This window comes from Streptomyces sp. XY431 (assembly GCF_001279805.1).
GTDB classification, from domain to species: domain Bacteria; phylum Actinomycetota; class Actinomycetes; order Streptomycetales; family Streptomycetaceae; genus Kitasatospora; species Kitasatospora purpeofusca.
Genome location: NZ_LGDO01000001.1, coordinates 41,034 through 53,812 on the forward strand (window position 1 = coordinate 41,034; position 12,779 = coordinate 53,812).

Below are 12,779 nucleotides of genomic sequence, written 5' to 3' on the forward strand. Positions count from 1 at the left end.
GATCAGGCGGTGACGCGCTGGACCGCGCCGTCGGCGACCGTGTACCGGGCCCCGGCCAGCGCCTTCGGCACGTCCTCGGCGACCGCCGCGGTGACCAGCACCTGCTCGCCGCCGGCCACCAGCTCGGCCAGCCGGTCGCGGCGGGCGGCGTCCAGCTCCGCGAAGACGTCGTCCAGGATCAGCACCGGCTCTCCCCCGTCCGAGCGCAGCAGCTCGTAGGAGGCCAGCCGCAGCGCCAGCGCGAACGACCAGGACTCGCCGTGGCTGGCGTAGCCCTTGGCGGGCAGCGGACCGAGCTTGAGCACCAGTTCGTCCCGGTGCGGACCGACCAGGGTGATCCCCCGGTCGACCTCCTGCTTGTGGACCGTCCGCAGCGCCTGGAGCAGCTGCTCCTCGGCCTCCTCGCGGCTGGTCGGCAGCTCGCCCTCGAAGGAGCTGCGGTACTCCAGCGCGGTGTCGCCGCCCCCCGGCGCGAGCTGCCCGTAGGCGGCCGAGACCAGCGGCTGGAGGGACGCCACCAGCTGCAGGCGGAAGGCCGTGAGCTCGGCGCCGGCCCGGGCCAGATGGCCGTCCCACACCTCCAGGGTGGAGAGGTCGGCGCCCTTGCCGCCACCGGCCCTGCGGGCCATCGCGGCGGTCTTCAGCAGGGCGTTGCGCTGTTTGAGCACCCGCTCGTAGTCCTGCCGGACCCCGGCCAGCCGGGGCGCGCGGGCGGTCAGCAGCTCGTCCAGGAAGCGCCGGCGCTCCCCCGGGTCGCCCTTGACCAGGGCGAGGTCCTCGGGGGCGAACAGCACGGTGCGCAGCAGGCCCAGCACATCGCGCGGGCGGACGTTGTCGGAGCGGTTGATCCGGGCCCGGTTGGCCTTGCCCGGAGTGATCTCCAGCTCGACCAGGGTGGAGCGTCCCCGGTCGACCACCGAGGTGCGGATCACGGCGCTCTCGGCGCCCAGCCGGATCAGCGGGGCGTCGGTGGCGACCCGGTGGCTGCCCAGGGTGGCGACGTAGCCGACCGCCTCGACCAGATTGGTCTTGCCCTGGCCGTTGGGGCCGACGAACGCCGTCACGCCCGGGTCGAGGGGAACCTCGGCCCGGGCGTAGGAGCGGAAGTCGGCGAGCGACAGGTGCGCGACGTGCATGGCGGTGGACTGCGCTCGCCTTCTGTGGAGAAGCTTCGGGACTACTTCGACTCGACCGCGTGGCCGCCGAACTGGTTGCGCAGCGCGGCGATCATCTTCATCTGCGGCGAGTCGTCCTGGCGGGAGGCGAAGCGCGCGAACAGCGAGGCGGTGATCGCCGGCAGCGGGACGGCGTGGTCGATCGCGGCCTCGACGGTCCAGCGGCCCTCGCCGGAGTCGGCGGCCCAGCCCTTGAGCTTGGCCAGGTGCTCGTCGTCGTCCAGGGCACGGACGGCCAGGTCGAGCAGCCAGGAGCGGATCACGGTGCCCTCCTGCCAGCTGCGGAAGACCTCGCGGACGTCGGTGACCTCGGGGGCGGCCTCCAGCAGCTCCCAGCCCTCGGCGAAGGCCTGCATCATCGCGTACTCGATGCCGTTGTGGACCATCTTGGCGAAGTGGCCGGCGCCGACCGCGCCCGCGTGCACCGAGCCGAAGTCGCCCTCGGGCTTGAGCGCGTCGAAGACCGGCTTGACCAGGGCGACGTGCGCGGCGTCGCCGCCGTACATCAGCGCGTAGCCGTTCTCCAGGCCCCAGACGCCGCCGGACACGCCGCAGTCGACGAAGCCGATGCCCTTGGCGGCCAGCGCCTCGGCGTGCTTGATGTCGTCGGTCCAGCGGGAGTTGCCGCCGTCGACGACCACGTCACCGGGGGACAGCAGCTCGGCCAGCTCGTCCACGGTGGCCTGGGTGGCGGCGCCCGCCGGGACCATGACCCAGACGACGCGCGGGCCCTGCAGCTTGGAGACCAGCTCCTGGAGGCTCTCGACGTCGGAGATGTCGGGGTTGCGGTCGTAGCCGATGACGGTGTGGCCGGCGCGGCGGATCCGCTCGCGCATGTTGCCGCCCATCTTGCCGAGACCGATGAGGCCGAGCTCCATAGCCAAATCCTTACCTGTGGTGACGTCTCTGCGGGCGGCGCCGTTGCCGCGCTTCCTTGAGCCTACGTGCTGGAGCGCGAGCGCCTCCCCGCGATCGGGGCCGACCGGGGGAGGCTTCCACAGGTTTGTTCACAGGGCTGTGGGCGAACGGCCCGGCGGACCGGAAGCCGGCCGGTGCGCGGACCCGGCCGGAGCGTCCGGCCGGGTGTCCCGGGCTCAGCCGGAGAGGCGGACCGGCATGATCAGGTACTGGTACGCCTCGTCGGCCTCGGCGTCCACCGAGGCCTTGCCGCTGAGCAGCGCGGGCTTGGTCGGGGTGGTGAAGCTCAGCTGGGCGAAGGGGGAGTCGATGGCCTTGAGGCCCTCCTCCAGGTAGCCCGGGTTGAACGCGATCGAGATGGCGTCGCCCTCCAGGGAGGCGTCGATCCGCTCGGTGGCCTGGGCGTCGTCGCCGGAGCCGGCCTCCAGGGTGAGCACGCCCTCCTCGAAGTTCAGCCGGACCGGGGTGTTGCGCTCGGCCACCAGGGAGACGCGCTTGAGCGCCTCCAGGAAGGGCTGGGTCTGGATCGCCGCGATCGCGTTGAACTCGGTCGGGAAGAGGCTGCGGTACTTGGGGAACTCGCCCTCCAGCAGCCGGGTGGTGGTCCGCCGACCGGCGCCCTCGAAGCCGATCAGGCCCTCGCCCGCGCCGCCCGAGGAGAGCGCGATGGAGACGCTGTCGCCGCTGCCCAGGGACTTGGCGATGTCCTGGAGCGTCTTGGCCGGGACCAGCGCGACCGCCGAGATGTCGGACTGCTCGGGCTTCCACATCAGCTCGCGGACGGCGAAGCGGTAGCGGTCGGTGGCGGCCAGGGTGATCCGGTCGCCCTCGATCTCGACCCGGACGCCGGTGAGCACCGGCAGGGTGTCGTCGCGGCCGGCGGCCACGGCGGCCTGGCTGACCGCGGAGGCGAAGACGTCGCCCGGGACGGTGCCGGTCGCGGTCGGCATCGCCGGCAGGGCCGGGTACTCGTCGACCGGGAGGGTCGGCAGGGTGAACCGGGAGCTGCCGCAGACCACGCTGACCCGCTGGCCGTCGGTGGAGATCTCCACCGGCCGGTTGGGCAGGTTGCGCGAGATGTCGTTGAGCAGCCGGCCGGAGACCAGCACGGTGCCGGGCTCCTCGATGTCGGCCTCCAGCCCGACCCGGGCCGAGACCTCGTAGTCGAAGCCGGACAGGGCCAGGCTGCCGTCCTGCGCCGTCAGCAGCAGGCCGGCCAGCACCGGCACCGGCGGCCGTGCCGGGAGGCTGCGAGCAGCCCAGGCCACCGCCTCCGCGAGGACGTCACGCTCCACCCGGAACTTCACCGGTAACCGCCTCCTGGATCGAGCGCTCCCGCTCGCACGTCTGGTTCTTCTGATCTTGGTCTTCGGTGCGGCTGTCCACCGAGCTCCGCCGCTCCGCTTCCAGTCGCCGAGGACAGTCTGACGTACTCCACCGACAGACGGGGCAGACGGGCGGAAGCAACTCGAACGGATGTCGGGGCCCGGTTGTCCACAGATTTCGGGCCCACCTGCTTTTGAGCAGTTCGATGGGTCTATAGGTGTAGTGGTAGTAGTAGGGCCTGTGGAAACCGTGGATAACCCTGTTTTAGCAGGTCAGGCCCGGTTTTTTGTCCACAGGACATGTGGATGGCGGCTGTGGACGAACACGGCCCGCTGTGGACGGCGGAGCGTTACCCACAGGGCACGCTGGGTATCCACAGGTTATCCCCAGCTCCGTCCCCAGATCCGGGCCCGGTTATCCACGGGCCCCGGTCAACTTTTCGTGACGCCTTTCACACCTGGGTATGAACGCCCGCAGAAGGTTGTCGAACTGTGGACACAGCTGTGGACAACCTGGGGACAACTGCCCTCTCCCTGGGGACAACCGGTGGACAACCCGGACGGCCCAGTGACGGGCCGCCAATTGTCCACAGCCTGTGGATAACTGTTGTGCACAAGTCCACAGGCACCTGACCTGCGCGGAAGAGCGTAGCGGCGGCCGCCCTGTGGAGGAATTCTGGATAACTTCCGGCCACCCGCCCTGTGGACAGTGGAGAACCGGTCCGGCCTGTGGATTTCGGCCTCGCGCACCCTGGGCGTTCGAATCCCTGGTCAGATGTTCGGCGCGGGCTGTGGACTGGCGGAGCGTCCGTCACCGGCATCCCTGCCCCGCCGGCCGTCGACGCACACCTGTGGATATGCCGAAAGGGCGTCAGGATCGCTCCTGACGCCCTTTTCCGGCCACCTGCCGCCCGTCCCGCGGACGGGCCGGGAAGTCAGCTCTTGATGCGGTTGGTGAGCTCGGTGACCTGGTTGTAGATCGAGCGCCGCTCCGCCATCAGCGAGCGGATCTTGCGGTCCGCGTGCATCACCGTGGTGTGGTCGCGGCCGCCGAACTGCGCGCCGATCTTCGGCAGCGAGAGGTCGGTCAGCTCGCGGCAGAGGTACATGGCGATCTGGCGGGCCGTCACCAGCACCCGGCTGCGCGAGGATCCGCAGAGGTCGTCCACGCCGAGGCCGAAGTAGGCCGCGGTCTGCTGCATGATCACCTGGGCGGTGATCTCCGGCCCGGCGTCCTCGTCACCGCCGGGGATGAGGTCCTTGAGGACGATCCCGGCCAGCTCCAGGTCGACCGGCGCCCGGTTGAGGTTGGCGAAGGCGGTGACCCGGATCAGGGCCCCCTCCAGCTCCCGGATGTTCCGGGTGATCCGGGACGCGATGAACTCCAGCACGTCGGCCGGGGCGTTGAGTTGCTCCTGGATCGCCTTCTTGCGCAGGATCGCGATCCGGGTCTCCAGCTCCGGCGGGGTGACGTCGGTGATCAGCCCCCACTCGAAGCGGTTGCGCAGCCGGTCCTCCAGCGTGGTCAGCAGCTTCGGCGGCCGGTCGGAGGAGAGCACGATCTGCTTGTTGGCGTTGTGCAGGGTGTTGAAGGTGTGGAAGAACTCCTCCTGCGTGGACTCCTTGCTCGCCAGGAACTGCACGTCGTCCACGAGCAGGATGTCCATGTCCCGGTAGCGCTTGCGGAAGGTGTCCGCCTTGCCGTCCCGGATCGAGTTGATGAACTCGTTGGTGAACTCCTCCGAGGACACGTACCGGACCCGGGTGCCCGGGAAGAGGCTGCGCGAGTAGTGCCCGATGGCGTGCAGCAGATGGGTCTTGCCCAGCCCGGACTCGCCGTAGATGAAGAGCGGGTTGTACGCCTTGGCCGGGGCCTCGGCGACCGCCACCGCCGCCGCGTGCGCGAAGCGGTTGCTGGCGCCGATGACGAAGGTGTCGAAGAGGTACTTGGGGTTCAGCCGGGCGGCCGGCTCGTCCTTGCGGGACCCGCCGGCGGGCGGTGCGCCGGGCGGCGGGGGAACCCCCGGTACCGCCGGGCGGTCGGTGGCGCGCTCGGCCGGGGCCTTGTCCGCGGGGCGCTGGGCGGGGCGGCCGCCGGGGCCTCGACGGCCGGAGGCGGTCCGCGGGTGCTCGCCGGGGCCGGGGCCGTAGGCGCCGCCGAAGAGGTCGCCCTGGGTGGTCGAGGACGGGGGCAGGGCCCTCGGCGCGCGCCGGTCCATCGGCTCGTCGGGCTCGCGGTAGTCGGGCTGCTGCTCCTGGTAGCCGGGCCAGACCGGGCCGGCCGCCGGACCGCCGTAGGGCGCGGGGCGCTGCTCGTAGCCGCCGTTGTCGTAGCGGGGCCGGTCGTAGTCGGACTCGTAGGGGCGCGGGTAGCCCGGGCCGCCGTAGTGGCCCTCGTCCTGCCCGTGGCGCTCGTCCTGCCGCTGCTGCCGGTCGTCGTGCCGCTGGCGGTCGTCGTGCCGCTGGCGGTCGTCCTGCCGGTGCCGGTCGTCGTGCTCGCGGCGGTCGTCGTGCTCGTCGTGCTCGTCGTGTCCCGACGGGTTCGGGTACGGCTCCACGGGCGCCTGGGCGGCGGGAGCGGGCATGGTGGGCATCGCGTTGGCGTCGACCATCACGGCGATCCGCACCGGGCGGCCCAGCTCGCGGGAGAGCGCCTCGGCCAGCTGCGGCAGCAGCCGCCCCTCCAGCACCTGCTTGGCCCGCTCGTTGGGGGCCGCCAGCAGGGCGGTGTCGTGCATCATCCACATCGGCTGGGTGCGCTGCACCCACTGTTTGTCCATCTCCCCGATGTCCGGGTCGGCGACCAGGCGCTCGACGACCCTGGCCCAGACCGGGACGAGGTCGCTGTTGACATCAGCCACTGGTGCACGCTTTCCAATGAACAAACCAGACAAGTCCTGCAACGGTAGTCAGCGAACAGAGCGGGATCAAGTCGTTGTCCACAGGCTGTGGGCAAACCGCCTCCAGGCGGCTGGTTTGACCCTCGTGCCCCGTCCCGCGTACCGTAACCAGGTCGAGTTGTCGATGGCCGCTGCCGCATGTCCGCGGGTCCACCCGCTCCATAAGGCGCGCAGCACGGGCGCCGTGGATTGCCTCAAACCCCAGCCGAACTGGGGTGATGGGCCGGATTTCCGTAATCGGGGAGATCACGCGGACGCACGGTGACGGCCAAGCGATCACCCGTCATCCTACGATTCACCTCAGGAGCCCCCGAGTGAGCAAGCGCACCTTCCAGCCGAACAACCGTCGTCGCGCGAAGACCCACGGCTTCCGGCTGCGTATGCGTACCCGCGCCGGCCGCGCCATCCTGGCTGCCCGCCGTGGCAAGGGCCGCACCAGCCTGTCCGCCTGATCCGCACAAGAGTCTGTTGTGCTGCCCTCCGAGAATCGGCTGCGGCGGCGCCAGGACTTCGCGACCGCGGTCAAACGCGGTCGTCGGGCCGGTAAGCCCCTACTGGTCGTCCATCTCGCCAGAGAGGACGGCTCCGGGGATCACACCGACCGGGCCAGCGACATCCGCCCGCACGTCGCCGAGGGGACTCCTTCGGCGCGTGCGGGTTTCGTCGTGAGCAAGGCCGTCGGCCCGGCGGTCACTCGCAACCTGGTCAAGCGCCGGTTGCGGCACCTTGTGCGTGATCGTCTGTCCCGGCTGCCCGCCGGTAGCCTGATAGTGGTGCGTGCGCTGCCTCCGGCCGCGTCCGCCTCGTACCAGGAACTCGAACGTGACCTGGACGCGGCGCTCAAACGGCTGCTCAAGGCCGAGCATGCTGTTTCGGCGCCGACGGGAGCAGGTCGATGAAGTACCTGCTGATGGGTCTGATCAGGGTCTACCAGTGGACCATCAGCCCACTGCTCGGTCCGGTGTGCCGCTACTACCCCTCCTGCTCGCACTACGGCTTCGAGGCCGTGCGGACACATGGAGCGGTGAAGGGCGGCGCACTGACCGTGTGGCGCATCCTGCGCTGCAATCCATGGACGCCCGGTGGGGTCGACCATGTCCCGCCGCGCAAGCATCCGGTGTGGCACCGCCGGCTGCGGGACCGGCTGAAGGGCCGGTCCGCCGCCGACCAGCCGGTGATCATGCCCCCCGCCGGTCCGGACCCAGAGGGCCCGGCGACCATTGGCCCCGTGGGGCCGATCCCAATGTCCAAGGAGCCTGACCGGTGACCTTCTCCTTCCTCAACCCCCTGTACACAGCGGTGTCCTGGATCATCGTCCAGTTCCACTCGCTGTACAGCCACGTCTTCGATCCGAACGGTGGCTGGGCCTGGGGTCTGGCCATCGCCTCGATGGTGGTCGTCATCCGGATCTGCCTGATCCCGCTCTTCGTGAAGCAGATCAAGGCGACCCGGGCCATGCAGGCGATCCAGCCGAAGATGAAGGCCATCCAGGAGCGGTACAAGAACGACCGCCAGCGCCAGTCCGAAGAGATGATGAAGCTGTACAAGGAGGCGGGTACCAACCCGTTCTCCAGCTGCCTTCCCATCATCGTGCAGGCGCCGTTCTTCACCGCGCTCTACGGCGTGCTCGCCAAGGTCGCAGACGGCAAGCCGATCGGCGTGATCGACGGCACCCTGCTGGACAGCGCCCAGCAGGCCCACATCTTCGGTGCCCCGCTCTCGGCGACCTTCGTCGGCAGCAGCGAGGTCAGCGTCAAGATCGTCGTCGCCGTGATGATCATCCTGATGTCGCTCTCGCAGTTCATCACCCAGCGCCAGCTGATGACGAAGAACGTCGACCTCACCGTGAAGACGCCGTTCATGCAGCAGCAGAAGATGCTGATGTACGTCTTCCCGATCATGTTCGCCGTGATGGGCATCAACTTCCCCGTCGGTGTCCTGGTCTACTGGCTGACCACCAACATCTGGTCGATGGGCCAGCAGCTGATCGTCATCCGCAACAACCCGACGCCGGGCAGCAAGGCCTGGGACGAGCGTCAGGAGCGGCTGAAGAAGCAGGGCCGGCTGAACCCGGACGGCTCCGTCATCCAGGGCCCGCTCTGGGGCCTGCTGCCGGCGAAGAAGTCGGCCGCCACCGCCGAGGCCGTGGTGGAGGAGTCGGTGCAGGTGCGCCGCCAGCAGCCGCGGAAGCAGACCAAGTCGCAGCGCCAGCACGGTGCCGGCCAGCCGGCGAGCCTGACCAAGGACGCCCCGGCCGAGCAGCCCGCGGACGCGGTGCCGGCGGACTCGGCCGACACCGCGAGCACCGGTGCGGCCGGTGCCACTGGTGCCACCGGTGCCGCCAAGCAGACCGCGGCCAAGCCGGCCGCCACCCGTCAGCAGGGCGGCCGACAGCAGCCCAAGCGCGGCGGGCAGCGGCCGAAGAAGAAGTGACCGGCCCGGTCCGAACCGCCTCCGCGGCCCCCTGAACCTCGTTACCGGCCCACCAACCGGGCCCATCTCCGAAGGAGTCCATCAGTGACGGAAGGCACCACCTCCGCCGTCGAGGCCGAGGCCGCCCCCGGCGCCGACGAGAACATCGTCGCCCGCCTGGAGCAGGAGGGCGACATCGCGGCGGACTACCTGGAGGGTCTGCTCGACATCGCGGACCTGGACGGTGACATCGACATGGACGTCGAGGGCGACCGCGCCCTGGTCTCCATCGTCAGCGACGGCAACGACCGGGCCCTGCATCGGCTGGTCGGCCAGGACGGCGAGGTGCTGGAGGCGCTGCAGGAGCTGACCCGGTTGGCCGTCCACCGGGAGACCGGCGAGCGCAGCCGCCTCATGCTGGACATCGCCGGCTTCCGGGCCCGCAAGCGCACGGAGCTGGCCACCCTCGGGTCCCAGGCCGCGGAGCAGGTGAAGAGCTCCGGGGAGCAGGTCAAGCTGCGTCCGATGACCCCGTTCGAGCGCAAGGTCGTCCACGACGCGGTGGCCGCGGCCGGTCTGCGCAGTGAGTCGGAGGGCGAGGAGCCCCAGCGTTGCGTGGTCGTGCTGCCGGCCTGACGGCCGGGCGACCGCCGGCCGCCAGGGCGGCCGGCATGCGACACGAGGACCCGACCCCGTCCGCCACGCGCGGGCGGGGTCGTCGTCCCTTCGCGGGGCGCTGGCCCGGCGAGAGATGTTTCACGTGAAACGGTGCAGGAGCGGGTCGGTGGATCCGGGGAGCGGAGAGGTCGAGATGGACACGGAGAGCGTGCCTGCCGGAGAGCCGGAGTCGGGAGCCGGTGGTCCGGATGCCGGGAGCGCGTCCGCGGGCGGGCGGCCGGCGGTCGAGCCGCCGCCCGCTCCGCCGGCCGTCGCCCGGGAGGTCTTCGGCGAGCGGTTCGACGCCGCCGTCCGCTACACCGAGCTGCTGGCGACCGAGGGCGTGACCCGGGGGCTGATCGGCCCGCGCGAGGTGCCCCGGCTCTGGGACCGCCATGTGCTGAACTGCGCGGTGCTCGCCGAGCTGCTGCCGGCCGGGACGACGCTCTGCGACGTCGGCTCCGGCGCCGGGCTGCCCGGCATCCCGGTGGCGCTGGCCCGCCCGGACGTCTCGGTGACCCTGCTGGAGCCGCTGCTGCGCCGGACCACCTTCCTGGAGGAGGTGGTCCGCGAGCTCGGTCTGGAGAACGTCACCGTGCTCCGCGGCCGGGCCGAGGAGATGGTCGGCAAGGTCGCGGTGGAGGTGGTGACCGCCCGTGCGGTGGCGCCGCTGGAGCGGCTGGCCGGCTGGGGCCTCCCGCTGCTGAAGCCGTACGGCCAGATGCTGGCGCTCAAGGGTGACAGCGCGGAGCAGGAGCTCGCCGACTCGCGGGCCGGGCTGGCGAAGCTCGGCGGGGTGGAGTGGTCGGTGATCTCGGTCGGCGACGGCACCCTGGAGACCTCGACCCGGGTGATCCAGGTCAAGGTGGGCGAGAGCCCGGGCGGCGTGCGGGCGGCGACCCGTCGGGCCAAGGCCGCGGCCAGGGCCGGCCGGGCCGGTACCGGTGGCGCGGCCCGCGGCGGCGACCGCGCCCGCAACCCCCGGCGGCGTCCCCGCTGACACCGGGGTGGGACTCGACACGGGCGGGTGGTCCTCGGACCACCCGCCCGTGGTCGTTCGCGGCCGCTGCGGAGCCCTCCGACGTCCCGGTGACGGGAGGGCGGCCGGCAGGACGACTCGGGGTTCACCGGAGTGTCGCATCGTCAGAATTCCGACATTGCGGGCATGGTGTTTCACGTGAAACGTCGCTCTCTGCTCTCGGGAATCCTCGCTCGCAGCCGGGCGGTGACTGTTGCCGCTCCGGTTTCACGTGAAACACTGAGCCCCATGCAGGACTCGGAGACCATCGACCAGATCGATGACACGCCCATCGCGCGTGCCGCCCAGGCTGCGGTCCAGGCCATCGGCCGAGCGGGCGAAGGACTGCCCCGGCCCGCCACCACCCGGGTGATGGTGGTGGCCAACCAGAAGGGCGGGGTGGGCAAGACCACCACCACCGTCAACCTCGCCGCCTCGTTGGCCATGCACGGGCTGCGGGTCCTGGTGGTCGACCTCGACCCGCAGGGCAACGCCTCGACCGCGCTCGGCATCGACCACCACGCCGAGGTGCCCTCGATCTACGACGTACTGGTGGAGGGCAAGCCGCTGGCCGACGTGGTCCAGCCGGTGGTCGAGGTCGAGGGGCTCTTCTGCGTCCCCGCCACCATCGACCTGGCCGGCGCGGAGATCGAGCTGGTGTCGCTGGTGGCCCGGGAGAGCCGGCTGCAGCGGGCCATCGCCGCGTACGAGCAGCCGCTGGACTACATCCTGATCGACTGCCCGCCCTCGCTGGGCCTGCTGACGGTCAACGCCCTGGTCGCCGGCCAGGAGGTGCTGATCCCGATCCAGTGCGAGTACTACGCGCTGGAGGGCCTCGGCCAGCTGCTGCGCAACGTCGAGCTGGTCCGGGCGCACCTCAACCCGGCGCTCCACGTCTCCACCATCCTGCTCACCATGTACGACGCCCGGACCAGGCTGGCCGCCCAGGTGGCGGAGGAGGTCCGGACGCACTTCCCGCAGGAGGTCCTGCACACCGCGATCCCGCGCTCGGTCCGGATCTCGGAGGCGCCCAGCTACGGTCAGACGGTGCTCACCTACGATCCCGGCTCCACCGGTGCGCTCTCCTACCTGGAGGCCGCCCGGGAGCTGGCGCTGCGGGCGGTGTCCGCCACGGGCGGCGGTTCGTTGGTGGGGCAGCAGCGGGACGGTTCGGGGCAGCAGGGAGCCCCGGTGGCACAGCACGGTACGACGGAGGGCAATCGGTGAGTGGTCGCAGGGGTCTGGGACGAGGACTGGGGGCGCTGATCTCCCCGGTGGCCCCGGCAGTCGGAGGGGCCGGGAGCACGGCGCAGCCCGCGGTGGCCCCGTCCGGCGCGGCGTCGCCGACGGCGGTGCCGACGCTGCCCTCGGGCCGGGGCACGCTGGCGGCCAAGGCGGCCGCGGAGAGCCTGCGTGAGCAGGCCGCCGCCGAGGCGGAGCTGACCCGGGTGGAGGGCGCCTACTTCGCCGAACTGCCGCTGGACGCGATCACCCCCAACCCGCGCCAGCCGCGCGAGGTGTTCGACGAGGACAAGCTGGCCCAGCTGGTCGCCTCGATCAAGGAGGTGGGCCTGCTCCAGCCGGTGGTGGTGCGCCAGTCCGCGCCGGGGCGCTTCGAGCTCATCATGGGCGAGCGGCGCTGGCGGGCCTCCCGGGAGGCCGGGCTGGAGCAGATCCCGGCGATCGTCCGGGCCACCGAGGACGACAAGCTGCTGCTGGACGCCCTGCTGGAGAACCTGCACCGGGCGGAGCTCAACCCGCTGGAGGAGGCGGCCGCCTACGACCAGCTGCTGCGGGACTTCTCCTGCACCCATGACGAGCTGGCGGACCGGATCGGGCGCTCGCGTTCGCACGTGTCCAACACCCTGCGGCTGCTGAAGCTGCCGCCGGCGGTCCAGCGCAGGGTGGCCTCGGGGGTGCTCACCGCCGGCCACGCCCGGGCGCTGCTCGGGGCGCCGGACCCGGAGCGGCAGGAGGAGCTGGCCAAGCGGATCGTCGCGGAGGGGCTCTCGGTGCGGACCACCGAGGAGATCGTCGCGCTGATGGACCGGGAGGAGCGGCCCAAGCGTCAGGCGCCCAAGGCCGGGAAGATCCTCTCGCCGGCCTTCAACGACCTGGCGAGCCGGCTCTCCGACCGTTTCGAGACCCGGGTGAAGGTCGAGGTCTCGCAGCGCGCCGGCAAGCTCGGCAAGGGCAAGGTGGTGCTGGAGTTCGGCTCCGTCGAGGACCTCAACCGGATCCTGGACAGCCTCGCGCCCGGTGAGGACGGACTGCGGCTGTCGCAGGGCTGAGCCGGGCCGATCGCGGTACGCGATGGGTGCATGTTCCACGTGGGCGCTGTTTCACGTGAAACATGCACCCATCGGCATTCGGG

General features: G+C 71.2%; 11 protein-coding genes and 1 pseudogene. 8 read left to right on the forward strand and 4 right to left on the reverse strand.

Annotation, left to right across the window (positions count from 1 at the left end; translation table 11 throughout):
* Positions 1-2: 2 nt before the first annotated feature.
* From recF to dnaA, 4 genes and pseudogenes are all read right to left on the reverse strand, one after another.
* Positions 3-1,136 carry a DNA replication/repair protein RecF gene (gene recF, locus ADK60_RS00185; protein WP_030392416.1) on the reverse strand — a complete coding sequence of 378 codons (1,134 nt, stop codon included), beginning with the start codon at positions 1,134-1,136 and terminating at the stop codon, positions 3-5.
* Positions 1,137-1,177: 41 nt separating this feature from the next.
* Positions 1,178-2,074, reverse strand: a pseudogene (gene gnd / locus ADK60_RS00190) (phosphogluconate dehydrogenase (NAD(+)-dependent, decarboxylating)); the annotation flags it as partial.
* A 195-nt stretch (positions 2,075-2,269) separates the two neighbouring features.
* Positions 2,270-3,400 (reverse strand): DNA polymerase III subunit beta, encoded by a 1,131-nt coding sequence (gene dnaN / locus ADK60_RS00195; RefSeq protein ID WP_045938905.1) that lies wholly within the window; start codon positions 3,398-3,400, stop codon positions 2,270-2,272.
* A gap of 953 nt (positions 3,401-4,353) precedes the next feature.
* Complete coding sequence (gene dnaA / locus ADK60_RS00200) at positions 4,354-6,279, reverse strand: chromosomal replication initiator protein DnaA (protein ID WP_053642208.1); 1,926 nt, start codon at positions 6,277-6,279, stop codon at positions 4,354-4,356.
* A 353-nt stretch (positions 6,280-6,632) separates the two neighbouring features.
* On the opposite strand from dnaA, the gene rpmH reads away from it, so the two are divergent.
* The 8 genes from rpmH (at position 6,633) to ADK60_RS00240 (ending at position 12,696) form a co-directional block, all read left to right on the forward strand.
* The gene (gene rpmH, locus ADK60_RS00205; RefSeq protein ID WP_030392420.1) at positions 6,633-6,770 is read left to right on the forward strand and encodes a 50S ribosomal protein L34; all 138 of its coding nucleotides are present in this window, start codon (positions 6,633-6,635) and stop codon (positions 6,768-6,770) included.
* An 18-nt stretch (positions 6,771-6,788) separates the two neighbouring features.
* A complete protein-coding gene (gene rnpA, locus ADK60_RS41335) occupies positions 6,789-7,217 on the forward strand; it encodes a ribonuclease P protein component (protein WP_078896308.1) in 429 nt (142 codons plus the stop codon).
* Entirely contained in the window at positions 7,214-7,585 is a 372-nt protein-coding gene (gene yidD, locus ADK60_RS00215; RefSeq protein WP_045938903.1) for a membrane protein insertion efficiency factor YidD, read from the forward strand. The genes rnpA and yidD overlap by 4 nt, the downstream gene beginning before the upstream one ends.
* Positions 7,582-8,751, forward strand: coding sequence for a membrane protein insertase YidC (yidC, locus tag ADK60_RS00220; RefSeq protein WP_053642210.1), 1,170 nt, complete (start codon positions 7,582-7,584; stop codon positions 8,749-8,751). Before yidD ends, yidC begins: the two co-directional genes overlap by 4 nt.
* Positions 8,752-8,835: 84 nt before the next feature.
* Positions 8,836-9,366 (forward strand): Jag family protein, encoded by a 531-nt coding sequence (locus ADK60_RS00225; protein ID WP_030392424.1) that lies wholly within the window; start codon positions 8,836-8,838, stop codon positions 9,364-9,366.
* Between the two features lie 175 nt (positions 9,367-9,541).
* Positions 9,542-10,387, forward strand: coding sequence for a 16S rRNA (guanine(527)-N(7))-methyltransferase RsmG (rsmG, locus tag ADK60_RS00230; RefSeq protein ID WP_053642212.1), 846 nt, complete (start codon positions 9,542-9,544; stop codon positions 10,385-10,387).
* A gap of 267 nt (positions 10,388-10,654) precedes the next feature.
* Positions 10,655-11,632, forward strand: coding sequence for a ParA family protein (locus ADK60_RS00235; protein WP_107094445.1), 978 nt, complete (start codon positions 10,655-10,657; stop codon positions 11,630-11,632).
* Entirely contained in the window at positions 11,629-12,696 is a 1,068-nt protein-coding gene (locus ADK60_RS00240) for a ParB/RepB/Spo0J family partition protein (protein WP_053642215.1), read from the forward strand. Before ADK60_RS00235 ends, ADK60_RS00240 begins: the two co-directional genes overlap by 4 nt.
* The last annotated feature ends 83 nt before the right edge of the window (positions 12,697-12,779 follow it).

Excerpts from the sequence above, each read along its gene's own strand:
- recF (WP_030392416.1), bottom strand. The coding sequence starts at position 1,136 with ATGCACGTCGCGCACCTGTCGCTCGCCGACTTCCGCTCCTACGCCCGG.
- yidD (WP_045938903.1), top strand. The coding sequence starts at position 7,214 with ATGAAGTACCTGCTGATGGGTCTGATCAGGGTCTACCAGTGGACCATC.
- rsmG (WP_053642212.1), top strand. The coding sequence starts at position 9,542 with ATGGACACGGAGAGCGTGCCTGCCGGAGAGCCGGAGTCGGGAGCCGGT.
- ADK60_RS00235 (WP_107094445.1), top strand. The coding sequence starts at position 10,655 with ATGCAGGACTCGGAGACCATCGACCAGATCGATGACACGCCCATCGCG.